The following is a 16,237-nucleotide window of genomic DNA, read 5'->3' on the forward strand; positions in this document are numbered from 1 at the left end:
CCGACATAACCCAGAACAGGGCTCATGATTTAGGATACGCTCGCTTTAAATCGTGAATACACGATAGTTTTTAAGCTGTGGGATTTTTTGATGCAACTCTTGCTCTTGCTGTTTCATTCCCTCAAGCTCATCACAAAGGCTATCTTTATCCTTCTTAAGTTGGTTGGCGTGCTCACGAAACTTCTGCTCCAGTTGCCCCTTAAGCTCACCCATCTCTTCAGCCATCTGCGTTAAATTTAGACCACCTTCTTGATTCATCTTCGCAGACAGTGCATTAAATGCGTCTTCAAAAAATTCGCGAGTAAACAATGCCTTTGCTTCCTCTAACTCTTGCTGCCATTGCTCGATAAGCTCGTCAAATGACGCAGCAGGAACGGAGAAGCCATCTTGACTGTAATACCTTTCTTGAAGCTGACCAAAATAGTCTGCCAAGGCTGACTTTAAATCATCAAATGCGTGTGGTGCATCCATAGCTATAGAGACTTCGTCGATAATGTCCAACGCAATGGATAAACCATCATCAGTCAATTGCTTTACTCTCGGCCCATATTCAGCAAGGCGCTGCTTATACGACTCAATCGCAAGTTGTTGCTCGGGAGTCAATGCCAACACTTCGCCTTCAACAGTCACCTGATCTTCATGATCAATCTCTAGATAAGCGCCACTCGTATCACCTACCTTTAGAGAGTTGGCACTAAAGTAGACATCGTTATCAATATCAACACGACACTCTGTAGCCCAAACTGCAGGCGCGAGAACAATGCTCCCTACTGCAAACATAATCGCTTTCATTACTACCTCTAAACCGAACGTCTGACTGACGTATTATGAGATCAATTAGCACACTGGGACAACTATTTAACTCTATGACAAATACGCTTATAAACAACTAGATAAGCGATAGCTGATGGCTATCACCCTGCGGCTTTAGCGTGACATTAAGTCCAATCAAACGTATTCCTCGACCTTTTTGTCGCTGCAATACCTCTTTTAATAACGGCTTGAAGTCATTCAGATCGAGCAAGGTGTGCTGGTGTTCAATGGTGGTAAGTTGAAAATCTTCAAACTTTAGCTTTATGCCCTGCTTGGCAATTTCTCCGATATCAGTATAGCGAGAGAGCCGCCTCTGCAACTCTGGAAACAGCTTTTCCTCAATCAACTGCCAGCACTCTTCGTAACTCTTAATATTATTGGCAAGCGTACGCTCCACCCCAACCGATTTACGCTCGCGAGTTGTCTCAACTTCTCTTGAATCAATACCGTGGCTTCGATTCCACAGCGAGGCACCCAAGCGACCAAATTGACGAATGACATCCCCCTGATTGCTATTGCGGATGTCTAAACATGAGAAGTAACCCGCGCTGTTGAGTTTTTCTATCGATACCTTGCCAACTCCAGGAATCTTCTCTAATGGCAGTTCATCAATAAAATCTTGCAGCTTATCCGGGGTCACGACACAAATTCCATTTGGCTTGTTGACGTCTGAGGCCACCTTGGCAACAAACTTGATAGGTGCAACGCCGGCAGAAGCCGTGAGATTGAGCTCATTTTCAATATCTCGGCGGATGGCATTAGCAATGAGTGTTGCTGAACCCCGACATTGGGTGCTGTCAGTCACATCAAGATAGGCTTCATCCAGTGATAGCGGCTCTATGGTATTTGTGTAACGGTGAAATATTTCGTGGATCTGGCGTGACACCTGTTTGTAAACATCCATTCGGCCAGGTACTAACACTAGATTCGGGCATAACTCAAAAGCTTTTATGGTTGGCATCGCACTGCGCACACCAAATTGACGCGCCTGGTAATTACATGTCGATACCACACCTCGGCGTTTATCTCGCCCCCCCACTGCAATAGGCACATCTCTTAGCTCTGGATTGTCACGCATCTCCACCGCTGCATAGAAGCAATCCATGTCGATATGGATGATTTTCTTCACTACCGAACCCTAAAAACTGTATATTTAACCAGTATAATTCATGTGCTTTTTGTATTCAATTGAGAGATAGGGCACACACGACCGAACTCAGCCAACACTTTGTTGCATTGGTTCATCGCTATAATCTTTAATGAGGCAGGACGAAAGGACGTACCTTAACAAGATGTGAACATTGTATAGCAAGCCCTTCAATAGCCTCCTACTGCTCTGCTCTATAACGCAAAAACCTGCACCGAAGGGTACAGGTTTTTGTTATTTGATAGTAATCGTTAAATCGATTAGCTCGTCAGGTCATCAAAGAATTTCTTCACGCCGTTGAAAAAACCTTCTGACTTTGGCTTATGCTTGGTTGCTGCATCGCCGCCACATGACTCTTCAAACTCTTTAAGCAGCTCTTTCTGACGTGAGCTTAGGTTGACTGGCGTTTCTACCACTAGCTTAACGATAAGATCGCCTACACCACCGCCGCGAACACCTTTCACGCCTTTACCACGCATACGGAACATGCGACCTGTTTGTGTCTCAGTAGGCACTTTCAGATTCACACGACCATCAAGCGTTGGGACTTCAACTTCGCCACCAAGGGCTGCCATTGCAAAGCTAACTGGGACTTCACAGTATAGGTTGTTGCCATCGCGCTCAAAAATGTTGTGCTCTTTCACGTGCACTTGTACATACAAGTCACCGGCTGGAGCACCCATTTCGCCCGCTTCACCCTCGCCAGATAGACGAATGCGATCGCCAGTGTCGACACCCGCAGGGATCTTAACGCTAAGCGTCTTAGTTTTCTGCTTGCGACCTTGACCATGACACACATTACATGGGTCTTTAATGATCTTGCCTTTACCGTGACAGGTTGGACAGGTTTGCTGAACAGCAAAGAAGCCTTGACGCATTTGTACTTGGCCATGACCATGACAGGTACCACATGTCTCTGGTGATGAGCCTTTCTTCGCGCCGCTACCGTCACATGTATCACAGTGAACCAGTGTTGGTACTTCAATCTCTTTCGATACACCACGTACCGCTTCTTCTAGCGATAGCTCCATGTTGTAACGCAAGTCTGCACCGCGCTGCGCACGTTGTTGACCACCGCGACCACGGCCACCGCCGAAGATGTCACCAAATACATCGCCAAAGATATCGCCGAAATCACCTTGGCCGCCGCCAAAGCCACCGCCGCCCATGCCACCTTGTTCAAACGCCGCGTGACCGTATTGGTCGTAGGCTGCCTTCTTCTGTGGATCAAGCAGGATTTCGTACGCTTCTTTTACTTCTTTAAACTTTTCTGCCGCAGATTCATCACCCTGATTGCGGTCAGGGTGGAATTTCATCGCTAGGCGCTTGTACGCCTTCTTAATATCGCGCTCTGATGCATCACGGCTAACGCCTAATACTTCGTAAAAATCACGTTTTGACATGTTCTTCGTCACCAATTTAGTACTGCTAACGGGCTTATTAGAAAGCACCGCTGGGTGTTTGTATCGTTCTAGCTAAAAGCTTTTTAAAGCACAAGAGCAAAGTATTTAGCTGGAACGACAAGTCGTATTTACAAACATACGGGCGTATGAGTTACCTCAAACGCCCGCAAGATTTAGTCAGTTAAGTTAAAAGACCGAAGAATTACTTCTTGTCGTCTTCTTTAACTTCTTCAAACTCTGCATCTACAACGTCGTCTTGCTGAGGTTGCTCTGCACCTGCTTCAGCGCCTTGAGCCGCTTGAGCTTGTTGTTGAGCAATTTCCATCAGCTTCTGAGCTGCTGTCATTAGAGCTTGAACTTTAGCGTCGATAGCTTCTTTATCTTCGCCTTTACGAGCTTCTTCAAGTTCAGTGATTGCTGCTTCAATCTTCTCTTTCTCTTCTGCAGGTAGAGCTTCACCAGCTTCTTCTACTTGCTTGCGAGTACCGTGAATCATTTGGTCAGCTTGGTTACGTGCAGCCGCTAGCTCTTCGAACTTCTTGTCCGCTTCTTTGTTCGCTTCTGCTTCTTGAACCATTTTCTCGATATCTTCGTCGCTTAGACCACCAGACGCTTGGATAGTGATCTTCTGCTCTTTACCTGTCTGCTTGTCTTTTGCAGACACGTGTAGGATACCGTCAGCATCTAGGTCGAATGTTACTTCGATTTGTGGCATGCCACGAGGTGCTGCTTGAATACCTTCTAGGTTAAATTGACCAAGAGACTTGTTGTAAGACGCTTGCTTACGCTCACCTTGTAGAACGTGGATAGTTACTGCGTTCTGGTTGTCTTCTGCAGTAGAGAAAACTTGGTTCGCTTTTGTTGGGATCGTTGTGTTCTTCTCAACTAGCTTAGTCATTACGCCGCCCATCGTCTCGATACCTAGAGACAGTGGAGTAACGTCTAGTAGAAGTACATCTTTAACCTCACCCGCAAGTACACCACCTTGAACTGCAGCACCCATTGCTACTGCTTCGTCAGGGTTCACGTCACGACGAGCTTCTTTACCGAAGAACTCCGCCACTTTAGCTTGAACCATAGGCATACGAGTCTGACCACCAACTAGGATAACGTCGTTGATGTCGCTTACTGATAGGTCAGCATCTGCAAGAGCAACTTTTAGTGGCTCAAGAGAACGTTGAACTAGGTCTTCAACTAGAGATTCTAGTTTCGCACGAGTTACTTTAACGTTCATGTGCTTAGGACCCGTCGCGTCAGCCGTTACGTACGGTAGGTTAACGTCTGTTTGTGAAGTAGAAGAAAGCTCGATTTTCGCTTTTTCTGCTGCTTCTTTAACACGCTGCATCGCTAGTGGATCAGTTTTAAGATCGATGCCTTGCTCTTTCTTAAACTCTTCAACTAGGTAGTTGATCATGCGGTTATCGAAGTCTTCACCACCAAGGTGCGTGTCACCGTTAGTCGCTAGAACTTCAAATGTTTTCTCGCCTTCAACTTCATCGATTTCGATGATTGAGATATCAAATGTACCACCACCAAGGTCGTATACAGCGATAGTGCGGTCACCGCCTTTCTTGTCTAGACCGTAAGCTAGAGCCGCTGCTGTCGGTTCGTTGATGATACGTTTAACTTCTAGACCAGCGATACGGCCAGCATCTTTCGTTGCTTGACGCTGAGCATCGTTAAAGTAAGCAGGAACTGTGATAACCGCGCCAGTGACTTCCTCACCAAGGAAGTCTTCAGCAGTTTTCTTCATTTTCTTAAGTACTTCAGCAGATACTTGAGGAGCAGCCATTTGTTGGCCTTTCGCTTCTACCCATGCATCACCGTTGTCTGCCTTAACAATTTTGTAAGGCATAATTTCGATATCACGCTGTACTTCTTCGTCTTCAAAACGACGACCGATAAGACGCTTAATAGCAAATAGCGTGTTTTCTGGGTTAGTTACTGCTTGACGTTTTGCAGGTTGACCAACCAGCGTTTCACCATCTGTGTATGCGATTACCGATGCTGTTGTACGCTCGCCTTCCGCGTTTTCGATTACGCGTGGCTTGTCACCGTCAAGAACAGCAACACAAGAGTTAGTAGTACCTAAGTCAATACCAATGATTTTACCCATCAGGCTATCTCCGAATAAATTCTATTTTCGTTTGGTTATATCCCCTATGTGGGGATGGAGAATCGGGATTCAACCCCTAATAACAAACAAAAATTTTCATGTTTGTTTCTCGTATGCACCATAGATAAGGGCTAGAAATGGGTTTTCAAGGGGACAAAGTAAAAAAAATTGAAGTTATAAATAAATAGTCATGTTTCGAATTGGCCTAGAGCTCACAGCACGCGTCATGTTGAACTGGTTTTAACATCTAACTGAGTGGGCACGGTAAGCATATAGCGCGTTATGAGTAGATCCTGAAATTCTTCAGGATGACGGGGGAAGGAACGGATGACGGACGTGGCAGTGGATCACGAAAGTAGTAGAGAATGACGAGAGCAATAAAAGAGTGACGAAAGCGATGATGTATTTCTCAGGCGAAGCCATTGTACTTACCACGCGTCATGTTGAACTGGTTTCAACATCTACCTGAGTGGGCACGATAAGCATACAGCGCGTTGTGAGTAGATCCTGAAATTCTTCAGGATGACGGCGGCTGGATAGGATGAAGGTAGCAAGATCGGATGGCGGAGGCAGTAAAGGATGGAATATTAGAAATTGTCGCAAAAAGATGCAGCCATAAAACAAGAGCGAGGACTGTGCCTCGCTCCGATATCTAGCGTCACATATTCAATTAAGCATTAGACTGAGCAGGTTGCGCTTCACGCGTCTCCTCAACACCAATTTCGCCTTCTGACTTCGCGACAATCGTGTTCACGGCAGTATCACCTACTACGTTTGACGACGTACAGAACATATCATTAATGCGGTCAACCGCGGCAACAATTGCAAGGCCTTCTGGTGGTAGACCCAGTTGGTGCAAAATAACACCGATCATCACGACGCCACCGCCTGGTACACCACCAGCGCCAATCGATAGGAGAAGAACAGTAAAGCCAAGTGTCAGCATATCGGCCATCGCGATTGGCTGACCAAAAGCATTAGCACAGAACACAGCGGCAATAGCGATATAGATAGACGCACCAGCCATGTTCATCGTTGCGCCTAGCGGCACACCAAAGCCAGCCACAGACTTAGACACACCCAGCTTATCTGTAAGGGTTCGCATCGTCACTGGAATCGTCGCGTTGGAGCTTGCTGTTGATAGAGAAAACAGCACCTGCTCACGAGTCTTGCGAGAAAACTCGCGCGCTGAAATTCCAGTGAACAGCTGAACCAAAATCGGATAAACCACAAAGATCCAGAAACAAAGTACCGCAACGACAAGCGCTACATAACCCGCTACAGAACCTAGCGTGTTGGCATCAAGGGTTGCACCCAACTGAATCATCAAAGCAAACACACCATATGGCGCTAGACTCATCACCAAGCCGATCAGTTTCATCATCACGCTGTTAGCAATCTTAAATGCTTTTACCGCTGGTTTCGCTTGCGTATCCAGCGCTTGAATCGCTAGACCCGTCAAGATAGCCATAAAGATGATCTGTAGCATGTCGCCTTCAGCAAACGCTTGGAAAGGATTGCTTGGAACGATGTTCACTACCATGGAGAAGATATCAGGCGTGGTTGTAGAGGCAATTTCTACTGTGCCTTCAACTGTACCTGCTAGGTTTGCACCCGCCCCCGGCTGTACAATCATCGCAATCGCAAGTGCAGCAATAATCGCAAAAATAGTATTCAAAATGTAAAGCGAGAATGTCTTGCCACCTAGGCGACCAAACGAGCGAATGTCTTTTAGCTCAACGATGCCGCATACGATAGAAACGTAGACTAGAGGAACAACGAGAAGCTTAATCAATGACACGAACATACCACCTGCACCCTCTGCTAAACCAAGCAAGTAGGTATCAAATAGGGCGATGTCGTTAAGAAGGTATTGGATTGCGGTACCGATGATTAAACCAGTAAATAATCCTACGAAGATTTTACTTGAAAGAGATTTGTCCATAACTACTCTCCGGACGTTTGTGTTTGCATTGTGTTTCTTATAAGAATTTTCTCGCTTCCATGGCGAGAATTACGACACATACTACAAGTGGAGAAGCAAAAGAAAAGAACTTTTTACATTTCATTCACAAACTCAGAGTCAGCATAAAATGTCAAGCAATCGCAGTGCGCAAAATAAAATAACAATATCATGAGGCAATTTAGTCGTTTGTTAAGTTCATATAACTAACAAACAAAAAAAGAGAGGCATAAACCTCTCTTAATTGATAAATGTATAGATAAATAGTTTAACTAATTATCTACTTCGCGACCATAACCATTGCTGGACGGATCACTCGACCGTTTAGCTCGTAACCTTTTTGCATTACGAACATCACTGTATTTGATTCGTGATCTGGGCTTTCTTGAATCGACATCGCTTGATGCATTTCAGGATTGAACGTCTCACCCTCTGGGTTAATCTCTTTCAAGCCGTTCTTCGCTAACGTGTCTTGGAACGTCTTGTGCGTCAGCTCTACACCTTCAAGAATCGGCTTCACAACTTCATTCTCAGCATCAGCAGCTTGAATCGCACGCTCTAGGTTGTCGATCACAGGTAGTAGCTCTTCCGCAAACTTGTTCAAGGCAAACTTACGTGCCTTGTCGATCTCTTGCTCTGTACGACGACGCATGTTTTCAACTTCTGCTTTCGCACGAAGAACAGAGTCTTGCTGCTCTTGAACTTTAGCTTCGCTTGAAAGTAGTGCCGCTTCCAGTTGAGCGATCTTTGATTCAGTTTCGTCTTGTTCAACTTCCTCAGCGTTCCACTCGATATCGCCTTCTGCGCCTACGACTTCCGCGTCTTGCTCAACTTGCTCAACGTCTTGCTTTAGTTCTTCTTCGTTTACTTTGTTTTCTTCGTTGCTCATGATGTCTCCAGAATTCAACGATTCACACGCGAATAACAGTGATGAAAGTGAGGATACACCCTCATATCTAGCCTGCGTATAAAATTCATTTATAGGGTTAACTTGACCTTATTATGGGGATGATAAAGCCCGTTTCAAGCCCTAACATACCGATTGTTACGATAGAAAGGTGCGTAGCGCGACTTTTCGCTGTAAAGTTAAGTCATTACGATAAAAATACCCTATGCAAGTCAGGTCGATACGAATGAAAAAGTCTTTTGACATCATCGCGATAATTGGCAAACCTCGAGACCAACACGCCATACAAACCCACCGAGAGCTCTATCATTGGCTTAAAAGCCAAGGAAAACAGGTTTTCATCGATGATAGGCTGCAAGATATCTTGTCAGATATTCCAGAGTCGGACTTCTCTAATCTGATCGCTCTTGGTAACACCGCTGATCTTGCAATTGTGGTTGGTGGTGATGGCAATATGCTCGGAGCCGCCAGGGTATTATCACGCTTTGATATCTGCGTTATCGGCGTTAATAAAGGCAATTTAGGCTTCCTAACCGATGTTAACCCTGATGACTTCGAGGGAACACTCACAGAAGTTATGAACGGTGATTACATCGTTGAGGAACGTTTTCTTCTCGAAGCTGAGATTCATCGTCACGGTCAAATTAAGAGCCATAATGCGGCACTCAATGAGGCGGTGCTCCACCCTGGTCAAGTTGCACACATGATCGAGTTTGAGGTTTATATCGATGATAGTTTTGCTTTTTCACAACGCTCTGATGGCTTAATTGTCGCGACGCCAACAGGCTCAACCGCCTACTCACTCTCTGGTGGTGGCCCAATCCTATCAACCAGCATGAATGCAATAAGCCTGGTGCCAATGTTCCCACATACACTCTCCAGTCGCCCACTGGTTGTCGATGGTGATCGCCGCATCAAATTAGTGGTGTCTCCAGACAATCGTGGAACCCAGGAAGTAAGTTGCGACGGTCAAATTTCACTGCCTGTCTCACCCGGTGATGAAATTCACATCTACCGCAGCCCAAACTGTCTCAAACTGATACATCCGAAAGACTATAGCTATTACCACGTTTTACGAAACAAGCTTGGTTGGTCAAGTAAGTTATTCTAAACATGAGCTTTCTCTTCACACGCCCCATTTTTATGGGGCGTTTTTGTTTACGCCATAACTTTAATCAAACTCACAAAAAATTCTCACTGTGTAACTTTACTGTATAAAGAAACAGTATATACTGTTTTCTTATACAGTATTGTTCAGTTATACAGGTATCTAAAAATGCTGGCTCATTTAAGCGTAAACAACTTTGCTATCGTTAAAACTCTACAACTCGAACTTGCCCAGGGCATGACCACCATCACTGGCGAAACCGGTGCGGGTAAATCTATCGCTATCGATGCACTGGGCCTTTGCCTAGGAGGGCGAGCAGAAGCTGGAATGGTGCGCCAAGGTGAAGAGAAAACGGAGGTCAGTGCTGCGTTTAATCTGGACAATAATATTCACGCAACACGCTGGCTCGAAGACAATGACCTACTCGACGGTAGTGAGTGTATTCTGCGCCGAACCATCACTAAAGAAGGCCGTTCACGTGCTTTTGTTAATGGCAGTCCAGTGCCACTCTCACAGCTAAAATCACTCGGCCAGCTTTTGATCAATATACATGGTCAACATGCCCACCATCAATTGATGAAGTCCGAGTACCAAATGGCGATGCTTGACCAATATGCGGGTCATACGAATCTTTTAAAAGCGACACGCCATGCTTATCAAGCATGGCGACAAGCGGATAACAACCTCAAGCAACTCAAAGAGAACAGCCAAGCTAACCTAGCCCAAAAGCAGCTGCTTGAATATCAGATCAAAGAACTTAACGAGTTAGCGATCAATGAAGATGAATTCCAAGAGCTTGAACAAGAACACAAACGCCTATCCAACAGCGGTGAGCTCGCCTCTACCTGTCAGCAAGCCATTGAGCTTATCTATGAAGGTGAAGAAGTTAATGCGCTTGGTATTCTCCAATCAGCCAGTCACTCCCTAATTCAGCTCGCTGAACTGGATGAGAAACTTGCTGAGCTGCCAAACATGCTTTCAGAAGCGATGATCCAGATTGAAGAAGCAAACAGTGAACTGCGCAACTATCTCGACAGCATCGATGTAGACCCTGCGCGTATGGCTTACGTTGAAGAGCGATTCTCGAAAATCATGTCGATTTCTCGCAAGCACCACGTTATGCCAGAAGAGCTGTATCAACACCACCAAGATCTTCTTCAGCAAATTGAAGCACTTGATTGCTCGGATGAAAAGCTCGATGGTCTCGCTCAAGAGGTACAGGAGAAGTTCCAGCTGTTTTTGAACCACTCAGAGAAACTGCACAAATCACGTTCGCGCTACGCCAAAGAGCTCAACAAGCTCATTACGCAAAGCATGCACGAACTCAGTATGGAAAAAGCGAAATTCTGCATTGATGTGTGTAATGACATGCCCCACCCTTCACCGCTTGGTATGGACAACGTGACTTTCCTTGTCTCAACGAACCCAGGCCAACCAATGCAACCCATCGCAAAGGTCGCCTCTGGTGGTGAGTTATCGCGAATCTCATTAGCTATCCAAGTCATTACCGCACAAAAAGTCGATACACCAAGCCTGATTTTCGATGAAGTCGATGTGGGCATCAGCGGCCCTACCGCAGCGGTTGTTGGAAAAATGCTGCGTAAACTTGGCGAATCGACTCAGGTACTGTGTGTCACTCACTTACCTCAAGTGGCGGGCAGTGGTCATCAACAGCTGTTTGTCGCCAAACAAACCAAAGGTGGTAAAACTGAAACCCAAATGCGCCTGCTCGATTGTGAACAGCGCGTGGGCGAGCTAGCCCGTCTATTGGGGGGCAGTGAAATCACTGAGAGCACACTGGCAAACGCAAAAGAGCTACTTATCGCAGCATAATTCCTTCGGCACTCAAACCAAGCTGAGCAAGTGTTTGGTTTGAGTGCAACTATTTGACGCTTCTATGGTCTTAAATCTCGCGGTCAAGTTAAAAGCGTGAGACAAAGCACTCAACTCAAAACACAAAACCCGCATCTTTCCCTTGGTTGGCTATACATCTGGCGCTAGCTTGTTTATTATCAGCCAAGTTTAATTCAACTAGACACAATGAAATCACCTATGCAGTTTAAGAAGTGGCTGATCGCTGTCCCACTTGCTCTGACGATGTTAACGGGTTGTTCCTTGGCGGAAAAACTGGTTTATCGAATCGATATTAACCAAGGCAACTATGTCGAGCAGGAAGCGGTAGACAAATTAAGATTTGGTATGACCAAAGAGCAAGTGCGTTTTGTACTTGGCTCACCAATGTTGATTGAAAATGGTCGTCCTGATACCTGGTACTACATCTATCACCATACGAAGGGTCATCAAGACTCAATCCAGCGTGACCTTGTCGTTAATTTCGATGAAGCAGGCACACTAACGGATATTACGGGTGATTACATTGTGGGTGAGAGCTTCTACGAAAGCTTACGTTAATCACCGACAAACAGTGAACATCAAAAAAGCTCGCCTAGGCGAGCTTTTGTTTTGTCAGGGTCTATTTAGCCTGTCTTTCTTAGCGGACTAGGCTTTCCGCCTGTGACAGGATCTGCGGCGCCACTGGCTTTCGCCTGCTCAGCTCGCTTGCGTCGAATCTCTTTTGGGTCAGCCAAAAGTGGACGATAAATCTCAATACGGTCGCGGTCACGCACGGTGGCATCCAGCTTAACGTTACGGCTGAACACGCCGACTTTGTTCTTTGCAAGATCAATCTCTGGGTAGAGTTTTAACACACCAGATTGCTCAATAATCTCCTCGACCGTCGTTTTTTCATTCACGACCAAGGTAAACACTCGTTGCTCTTGAGGTAATGCATACACCACCTCAACATGAATCATCTCAGACTCAATACTCATAACACTGATATACCTGCTTTGCGCGTTTAGTAAACGCATTCACCATGTTGTTAGTGAGTTCATGAAACACTTTACCAAAGGCAAGTTCGATCATCTTGCTGCTAAATTCGAACTCGAGTTTGAGCTCAACTTTACATGCTTGCTCATCAAGCGGTGTAAAATACCAACCGCCTGTTAAAGACTTAAATGGACCATCTACTAAATCCATCACGATAGAGCGCCCTGGCAATAGCGTATTGTTCGTGGTGAAGGTTTTGCTGATGCCCGCTTTTGCTACATCGACCGATGCCACCATTGAGGCATCCCCCGACTCCAAGACTTTAGAGCCCGCACAGCCTGGCAAAAACTCCGGATAGTTTGACACATCATTGACTAGGTCATACATCTGTTCAGCACTAAAACTGACTAATGCGGAACGACTGACTTGCTTCATAAACTCTCCTCATGGATGCGTTGAACATCGATTCGCTCTCTATTTTCACTTTTATTTGCTCTGAGCGCAAATAAAGGGAGTTGCTAACCGCTCCACTGACCGTATAATGCAGGGACTATGGCAAAGAAAAAATCAAAACAAAAAGCGGGTAGCAATACCATCGCTCTCAATAAGAAAGCTCGCCACGAATACTTCATCGATGATGAAATTGAAGCCGGCTTGGAGCTACAGGGCTGGGAAGTAAAATCACTTCGTCAGGGTAAAGCGAACATCGCTGAAAGTTACGTTTTCATGCGTGACGGAGAAGCGTTTGTCAGCGGTATGACGATTACTCCTCTTAATCAAGCATCAACACACGTCGTCGCAAACCCTACGCGCGTACGTAAACTTCTTTTAAGCCGTCGCGAACTTGATAACCTACTGGGTCGTATCAACCGCGAAGGTATGACTTTAGCAGCACTTTCTCTTTACTGGTCTCGTTCTTGGGTGAAGATGAAAATCGGTGTTGCTAAGGGTAAAAAACTGCACGATAAACGTACTGATCTTAAAGAGAAAGATTGGGCACGTGAAAAAGCGCGCGTCATGAAGAGCTCGCTGCGCTAATATTGAGCAGTTAAACGCACAACGCTAGACAGGGTTTACTTTTCTGGTAGTATGCGAAGAACACTTTGGGGCTGATTTAGGATTCGACAGGAATTTTGCAGTCTGAGGTGCATGCCGTGGGGCGGTTGGCCACGTAAAAAGCCGCAAAAAAATAGTCGCAAACGACGAAAACTACGCACTAGCAGCTTAATAACCTGCTGAGAGCTCTCTTGCCCTAGCTTCCGCTTTTAAGACGGGGACCAACAAGAGATCAAACCCAAAAGAGCTAGCCCGGATTCTCCCGCCTGAGAGATGAACGGCGAAGTTTAATTCAGGATAGCCATCAACTAGCGTGTCGGTTCGCAGGTCGGTGGTGAAATTAAAGATCGACTAAGCATGTAGTACCAATGATGAATGGTTTTTGGACGCGGGTTCAACTCCCGCCAGCTCCACCAATTCAATAAATTAAGACGTCCTATGGCGTCTTTTTTTATACCCGCAACTCATTAAAATCAACAACTTATTGACCTATGTCATCCTATCTTATCCTTTACCATCCTACATTATTGGCTATCCTTATAGATATCCTGACTCTGAATTAAGAAGTGGGATACCTAAGGGATAAGTTATAACCAAGGATAGAGCATGGCACGGATTACCAAACCTCTTACAAATACAGAAATAAAGCAAGCTAAAGCCCAAGAAAAGCAATACACCCTAAGTGATGGTGGCGGCTTGTTTCTGCGTGTTCGTCCAAATAATTCTAAAAACTGGCTTCTTAGTTACTACCATCCACTAACCAAAAAAAGACTTGTGATTGGTTTTGGTATGTACCCTGCGGTAACCCTTCAAGAAGCTCGAGTCAAGCGTGACGATGCTAAGTCACTCCTTGCTAAAGGGATTGATCCAAAATCTCACCGTGACCAAGCGTTAAGTCAGGCCATTCATTCAAACAACAATAGTTTGGCATCGATTGCAGATAAGTGGTTTTTGGTAAAGAAGACAAAAGTTACAGACAGTTATGCCGACGACATTTGGCGTTCCCTCGAGTTACACGTGTTCCCAACACTGGGAGCTATTCCGATCAATGAGATCGAAGCCCCCCGTGTTATCGAAAAACTTGAACCATTGGCCGCAAAGGGCAGCCTTGAAACAGTAAAGCGCGTTTGCCAACGCTTAAACGAAATTATGGTATTTGCTGTTAATACTGGTGTTATTCACTCCAATCCTCTTCAGGGCATTAAAGCAGCCTTTGCGTCACCTAAAAAAACACACATGCCTACCCTTGCGCCTAATGAACTGCCTAAGTTAATGAAAGCTCTCTCTACCGCAAGTATCAAGACTACTACGCGCTGTTTAATCCATTGGCAGCTCCATACAATGGTACGTCCCAACGAAGCAGCTGGGGCTCGCTGGGAGGAAATCGACTATGACAATAACCTATGGACGCTTCCTGCCGAACGAATGAAGAAAGGAAAAGCGCATGTAGTTCCATTGACAAACTCTACGTTAGAACTGCTTCAAATCATGAAGCCAATCAGCGGACATCTTGAGTTTATTTTCCCAGCAGATCGTTCGAACGATGCCCACATTAACTCTCAGACTGCAAATGCAGCTATAAAACGCATGGGCTTTGCCGGGGTGCTAGTAGCACACGGCTTACGCTCAATCGCAAGCACTACATTAAATGAACAAGGATTCTCACCAGACATTATTGAAGCAGCACTCGCTCACGTTGATAGGAACGAGGTTCGTAGAGCCTACAACAGAGCCAAGTATATTCGAGAACGCCGTAACCTTATGGAATGGTGGAGCGAATATATCTTGGAAGCTTCAAACAATAATATCTTGTGAGGATTAAATTGAACAAAAAGACTTACTCACCTAAATGGCCAATTGATGCATTCATTTCAATCAATGAAATTGCTTGTGCTTGGTTGTTTGTTGAATACGACATTCAAGAACATGACTATGACTTGGTTTGCTGGGAAAACCATGGGGATTATTGTGGTAATCCTGCCTATCGTTATGCTTTCAACCAAATTAAGCAGCTTGTTTATCAGGCTGCTGCCAATAATGAACTCGAGTATACAGTTTATGGGGAAGCTCCAAAGCAGAACGAGACCATCAACACAAATCATCTAACCTTCTCTCGCTCTGCAATTCGTACCTGGCTACAAGCTCAATACCCGCACATCAAGCCTAAGAAATACTTTCCGGAGATCTTTGCCACTCAAGAGTCGAAAGATCTCAAGATCAAAGAACTTGAATCGATCATTGAGGAAAAAAACCATTGCCTAAGTGAGGCAGAAAAATGGTGGTACAAGAGTCAAAAAGAAATGCAAAACCTAAAAGATAGCCTTGAACACGCTACCAATGAGCTAGCACTAGCCAAAAAACACATGACACCTGATCAGCGTAAACTGAAATCGCTCAATCATCAGCTCGCGGTTTTGGTTCGTCTTTTGACAAAACCATCCTCAGCTCATGAAACTCCACCCTTTCAAAGTCAGAATAAGGTCATTGAAGCTATCCAGTCTGACTATTGTGATGTAAAAGTCCAAGGACTAGGGCAGCGTACCCTTGAAAAAAACATTGCGTTCGCTTCAGAAGAACTTGATATTGCTTTAACTCAATAGCACCGCAAGTGCTATGTAGTTCACCGCTACTGCGGTGAACTACCTTCCCATAGTGAATATATTCCTTCTCAGCAAAAACACATCCTAGAAGGAATGACTATGTCTCATGACATGCCACTTAGACTTATCAATAAAAAAGACTTGTTGTCTCGCCTTACGATTTCAAACTCAACATTGCACTTACGAATCAGACAAGGGTTAATGACTCCACCAATTGACCTTGGAGGTCGCCGTGTTGGCTGGCCGGAGTATGAGTTGAACTCCCTAATTTCCGCACTTATCTCAGGTTGCTCCA

Annotated in this window: 14 protein-coding genes and 1 other RNA gene; 7 read left to right on the plus strand and 8 right to left on the minus strand. The window is 45.3% G+C overall.

Annotation, left to right across the window (positions count from 1 at the left end; genetic code table 11):
• Positions 1-45: 45 nt before the first annotated feature.
• The 6 genes from GT360_RS11015 to grpE all read right to left on the minus strand — a co-directional run bounded on the left by GT360_RS11015 (position 46) and on the right by grpE (position 8,331).
• Positions 46-792 carry a DUF2884 family protein gene (locus GT360_RS11015; protein WP_164648916.1) on the minus strand — a complete coding sequence of 249 codons (747 nt, stop codon included), beginning with the start codon at positions 790-792 and terminating at the stop codon, positions 46-48.
• A 97-nt stretch (positions 793-889) separates the two neighbouring features.
• The gene (gene dinB, locus GT360_RS11020; RefSeq protein ID WP_239502631.1) at positions 890-1,918 is read right to left on the minus strand and encodes a DNA polymerase IV; all 1,029 of its coding nucleotides are present in this window, start codon (positions 1,916-1,918) and stop codon (positions 890-892) included.
• A 302-nt stretch (positions 1,919-2,220) separates the two neighbouring features.
• The gene (gene dnaJ / locus GT360_RS11025) at positions 2,221-3,363 is read right to left on the minus strand and encodes a molecular chaperone DnaJ (RefSeq protein ID WP_164648918.1); all 1,143 of its coding nucleotides are present in this window, start codon (positions 3,361-3,363) and stop codon (positions 2,221-2,223) included.
• A gap of 202 nt (positions 3,364-3,565) precedes the next feature.
• Positions 3,566-5,479: a molecular chaperone DnaK gene (gene dnaK / locus GT360_RS11030; RefSeq protein ID WP_164648919.1), complete on the minus strand. Its 1,914-nt coding sequence runs from the start codon at positions 5,477-5,479 to the stop codon at positions 3,566-3,568.
• Positions 5,480-6,149: 670 nt separating this feature from the next.
• Positions 6,150-7,424: a dicarboxylate/amino acid:cation symporter gene (locus GT360_RS11035; protein ID WP_164648920.1), complete on the minus strand. Its 1,275-nt coding sequence runs from the start codon at positions 7,422-7,424 to the stop codon at positions 6,150-6,152.
• A 298-nt stretch (positions 7,425-7,722) separates the two neighbouring features.
• Complete coding sequence (grpE, locus tag GT360_RS11040) at positions 7,723-8,331, minus strand: nucleotide exchange factor GrpE (RefSeq protein ID WP_164648921.1); 609 nt, start codon at positions 8,329-8,331, stop codon at positions 7,723-7,725.
• 244 nt (positions 8,332-8,575) lie between these two features.
• Here grpE and nadK point away from each other — a divergent pair, with 244 nt between their 5' ends.
• From nadK to bamE, 3 genes are all read left to right on the plus strand, one after another.
• Entirely contained in the window at positions 8,576-9,460 is an 885-nt protein-coding gene (gene nadK, locus GT360_RS11045; RefSeq protein ID WP_164648922.1) for an NAD(+) kinase, read from the plus strand.
• Positions 9,461-9,625: 165 nt separating this feature from the next.
• Complete coding sequence (recN, locus tag GT360_RS11050) at positions 9,626-11,290, plus strand: DNA repair protein RecN (protein WP_164648923.1); 1,665 nt, start codon at positions 9,626-9,628, stop codon at positions 11,288-11,290.
• A 219-nt stretch (positions 11,291-11,509) separates the two neighbouring features.
• Entirely contained in the window at positions 11,510-11,869 is a 360-nt protein-coding gene (bamE, locus tag GT360_RS11055; RefSeq protein WP_164648924.1) for an outer membrane protein assembly factor BamE, read from the plus strand.
• Between the two features lie 65 nt (positions 11,870-11,934).
• Here the strand turns inward: bamE and GT360_RS11060 are convergent, their stop codons facing one another.
• Positions 11,935-12,288, minus strand: a complete 354-nt coding sequence (locus GT360_RS11060) for an RnfH family protein (protein WP_164648925.1) — start codon at positions 12,286-12,288, stop codon at positions 11,935-11,937.
• Positions 12,278-12,721 (minus strand): SRPBCC family protein, encoded by a 444-nt coding sequence (locus GT360_RS11065; RefSeq protein ID WP_164648926.1) that lies wholly within the window; start codon positions 12,719-12,721, stop codon positions 12,278-12,280. The genes GT360_RS11060 and GT360_RS11065 overlap by 11 nt, the downstream gene beginning before the upstream one ends.
• 117 nt (positions 12,722-12,838) lie before the next feature.
• Between GT360_RS11065 and smpB the strand changes: the two genes are divergently transcribed.
• The 4 genes from smpB to GT360_RS11085 all read left to right on the plus strand — a co-directional run bounded on the left by smpB (position 12,839) and on the right by GT360_RS11085 (position 15,942).
• Positions 12,839-13,324, plus strand: coding sequence for an SsrA-binding protein SmpB (gene smpB, locus GT360_RS11070; RefSeq protein WP_164648927.1), 486 nt, complete (start codon positions 12,839-12,841; stop codon positions 13,322-13,324).
• A gap of 67 nt (positions 13,325-13,391) precedes the next feature.
• Positions 13,392-13,758, plus strand: a transfer-messenger RNA (tmRNA) gene (gene ssrA / locus GT360_RS11075).
• A 190-nt stretch (positions 13,759-13,948) separates the two neighbouring features.
• Positions 13,949-15,157: an integrase domain-containing protein gene (locus GT360_RS11080; RefSeq protein WP_164648928.1), complete on the plus strand. Its 1,209-nt coding sequence runs from the start codon at positions 13,949-13,951 to the stop codon at positions 15,155-15,157.
• A gap of 8 nt (positions 15,158-15,165) precedes the next feature.
• A complete protein-coding gene (locus tag GT360_RS11085) occupies positions 15,166-15,942 on the plus strand; it encodes a hypothetical protein (protein WP_164648929.1) in 777 nt (258 codons plus the stop codon).
• The last annotated feature ends 295 nt before the right edge of the window (positions 15,943-16,237 follow it).

Source organism: Vibrio astriarenae, from assembly GCF_010587385.1.
In the GTDB taxonomy this organism is placed as follows: Bacteria; Pseudomonadota; Gammaproteobacteria; order Enterobacterales; family Vibrionaceae; genus Vibrio; species Vibrio astriarenae.

Bases quoted from the DNA above. Each gene is read 5' to 3' on its own strand.
- GT360_RS11015 (WP_164648916.1), bottom strand. From the start codon at position 792: ATGAAAGCGATTATGTTTGCAGTAGGGAGCATTGTTCTCGCGCCTGCA.
- dinB (WP_239502631.1), bottom strand. From the start codon at position 1,918: ATGGATTGCTTCTATGCAGCGGTGGAGATGCGTGACAATCCAGAGCTA.
- dnaJ (WP_164648918.1), bottom strand. From the start codon at position 3,363: ATGTCAAAACGTGATTTTTACGAAGTATTAGGCGTTAGCCGTGATGCA.
- dnaK (WP_164648919.1), bottom strand. From the start codon at position 5,479: ATGGGTAAAATCATTGGTATTGACTTAGGTACTACTAACTCTTGTGTT.
- GT360_RS11035 (WP_164648920.1), bottom strand. From the start codon at position 7,424: ATGGACAAATCTCTTTCAAGTAAAATCTTCGTAGGATTATTTACTGGT.
- grpE (WP_164648921.1), bottom strand. From the start codon at position 8,331: ATGAGCAACGAAGAAAACAAAGTAAACGAAGAAGAACTAAAGCAAGAC.
- nadK (WP_164648922.1), top strand. From the start codon at position 8,576: ATGAAAAAGTCTTTTGACATCATCGCGATAATTGGCAAACCTCGAGAC.
- recN (WP_164648923.1), top strand. From the start codon at position 9,626: ATGCTGGCTCATTTAAGCGTAAACAACTTTGCTATCGTTAAAACTCTA.
- bamE (WP_164648924.1), top strand. From the start codon at position 11,510: ATGCAGTTTAAGAAGTGGCTGATCGCTGTCCCACTTGCTCTGACGATG.
- GT360_RS11060 (WP_164648925.1), bottom strand. From the start codon at position 12,288: ATGAGTATTGAGTCTGAGATGATTCATGTTGAGGTGGTGTATGCATTA.
- GT360_RS11065 (WP_164648926.1), bottom strand. From the start codon at position 12,721: ATGAAGCAAGTCAGTCGTTCCGCATTAGTCAGTTTTAGTGCTGAACAG.
- smpB (WP_164648927.1), top strand. From the start codon at position 12,839: ATGGCAAAGAAAAAATCAAAACAAAAAGCGGGTAGCAATACCATCGCT.
- GT360_RS11080 (WP_164648928.1), top strand. From the start codon at position 13,949: ATGGCACGGATTACCAAACCTCTTACAAATACAGAAATAAAGCAAGCT.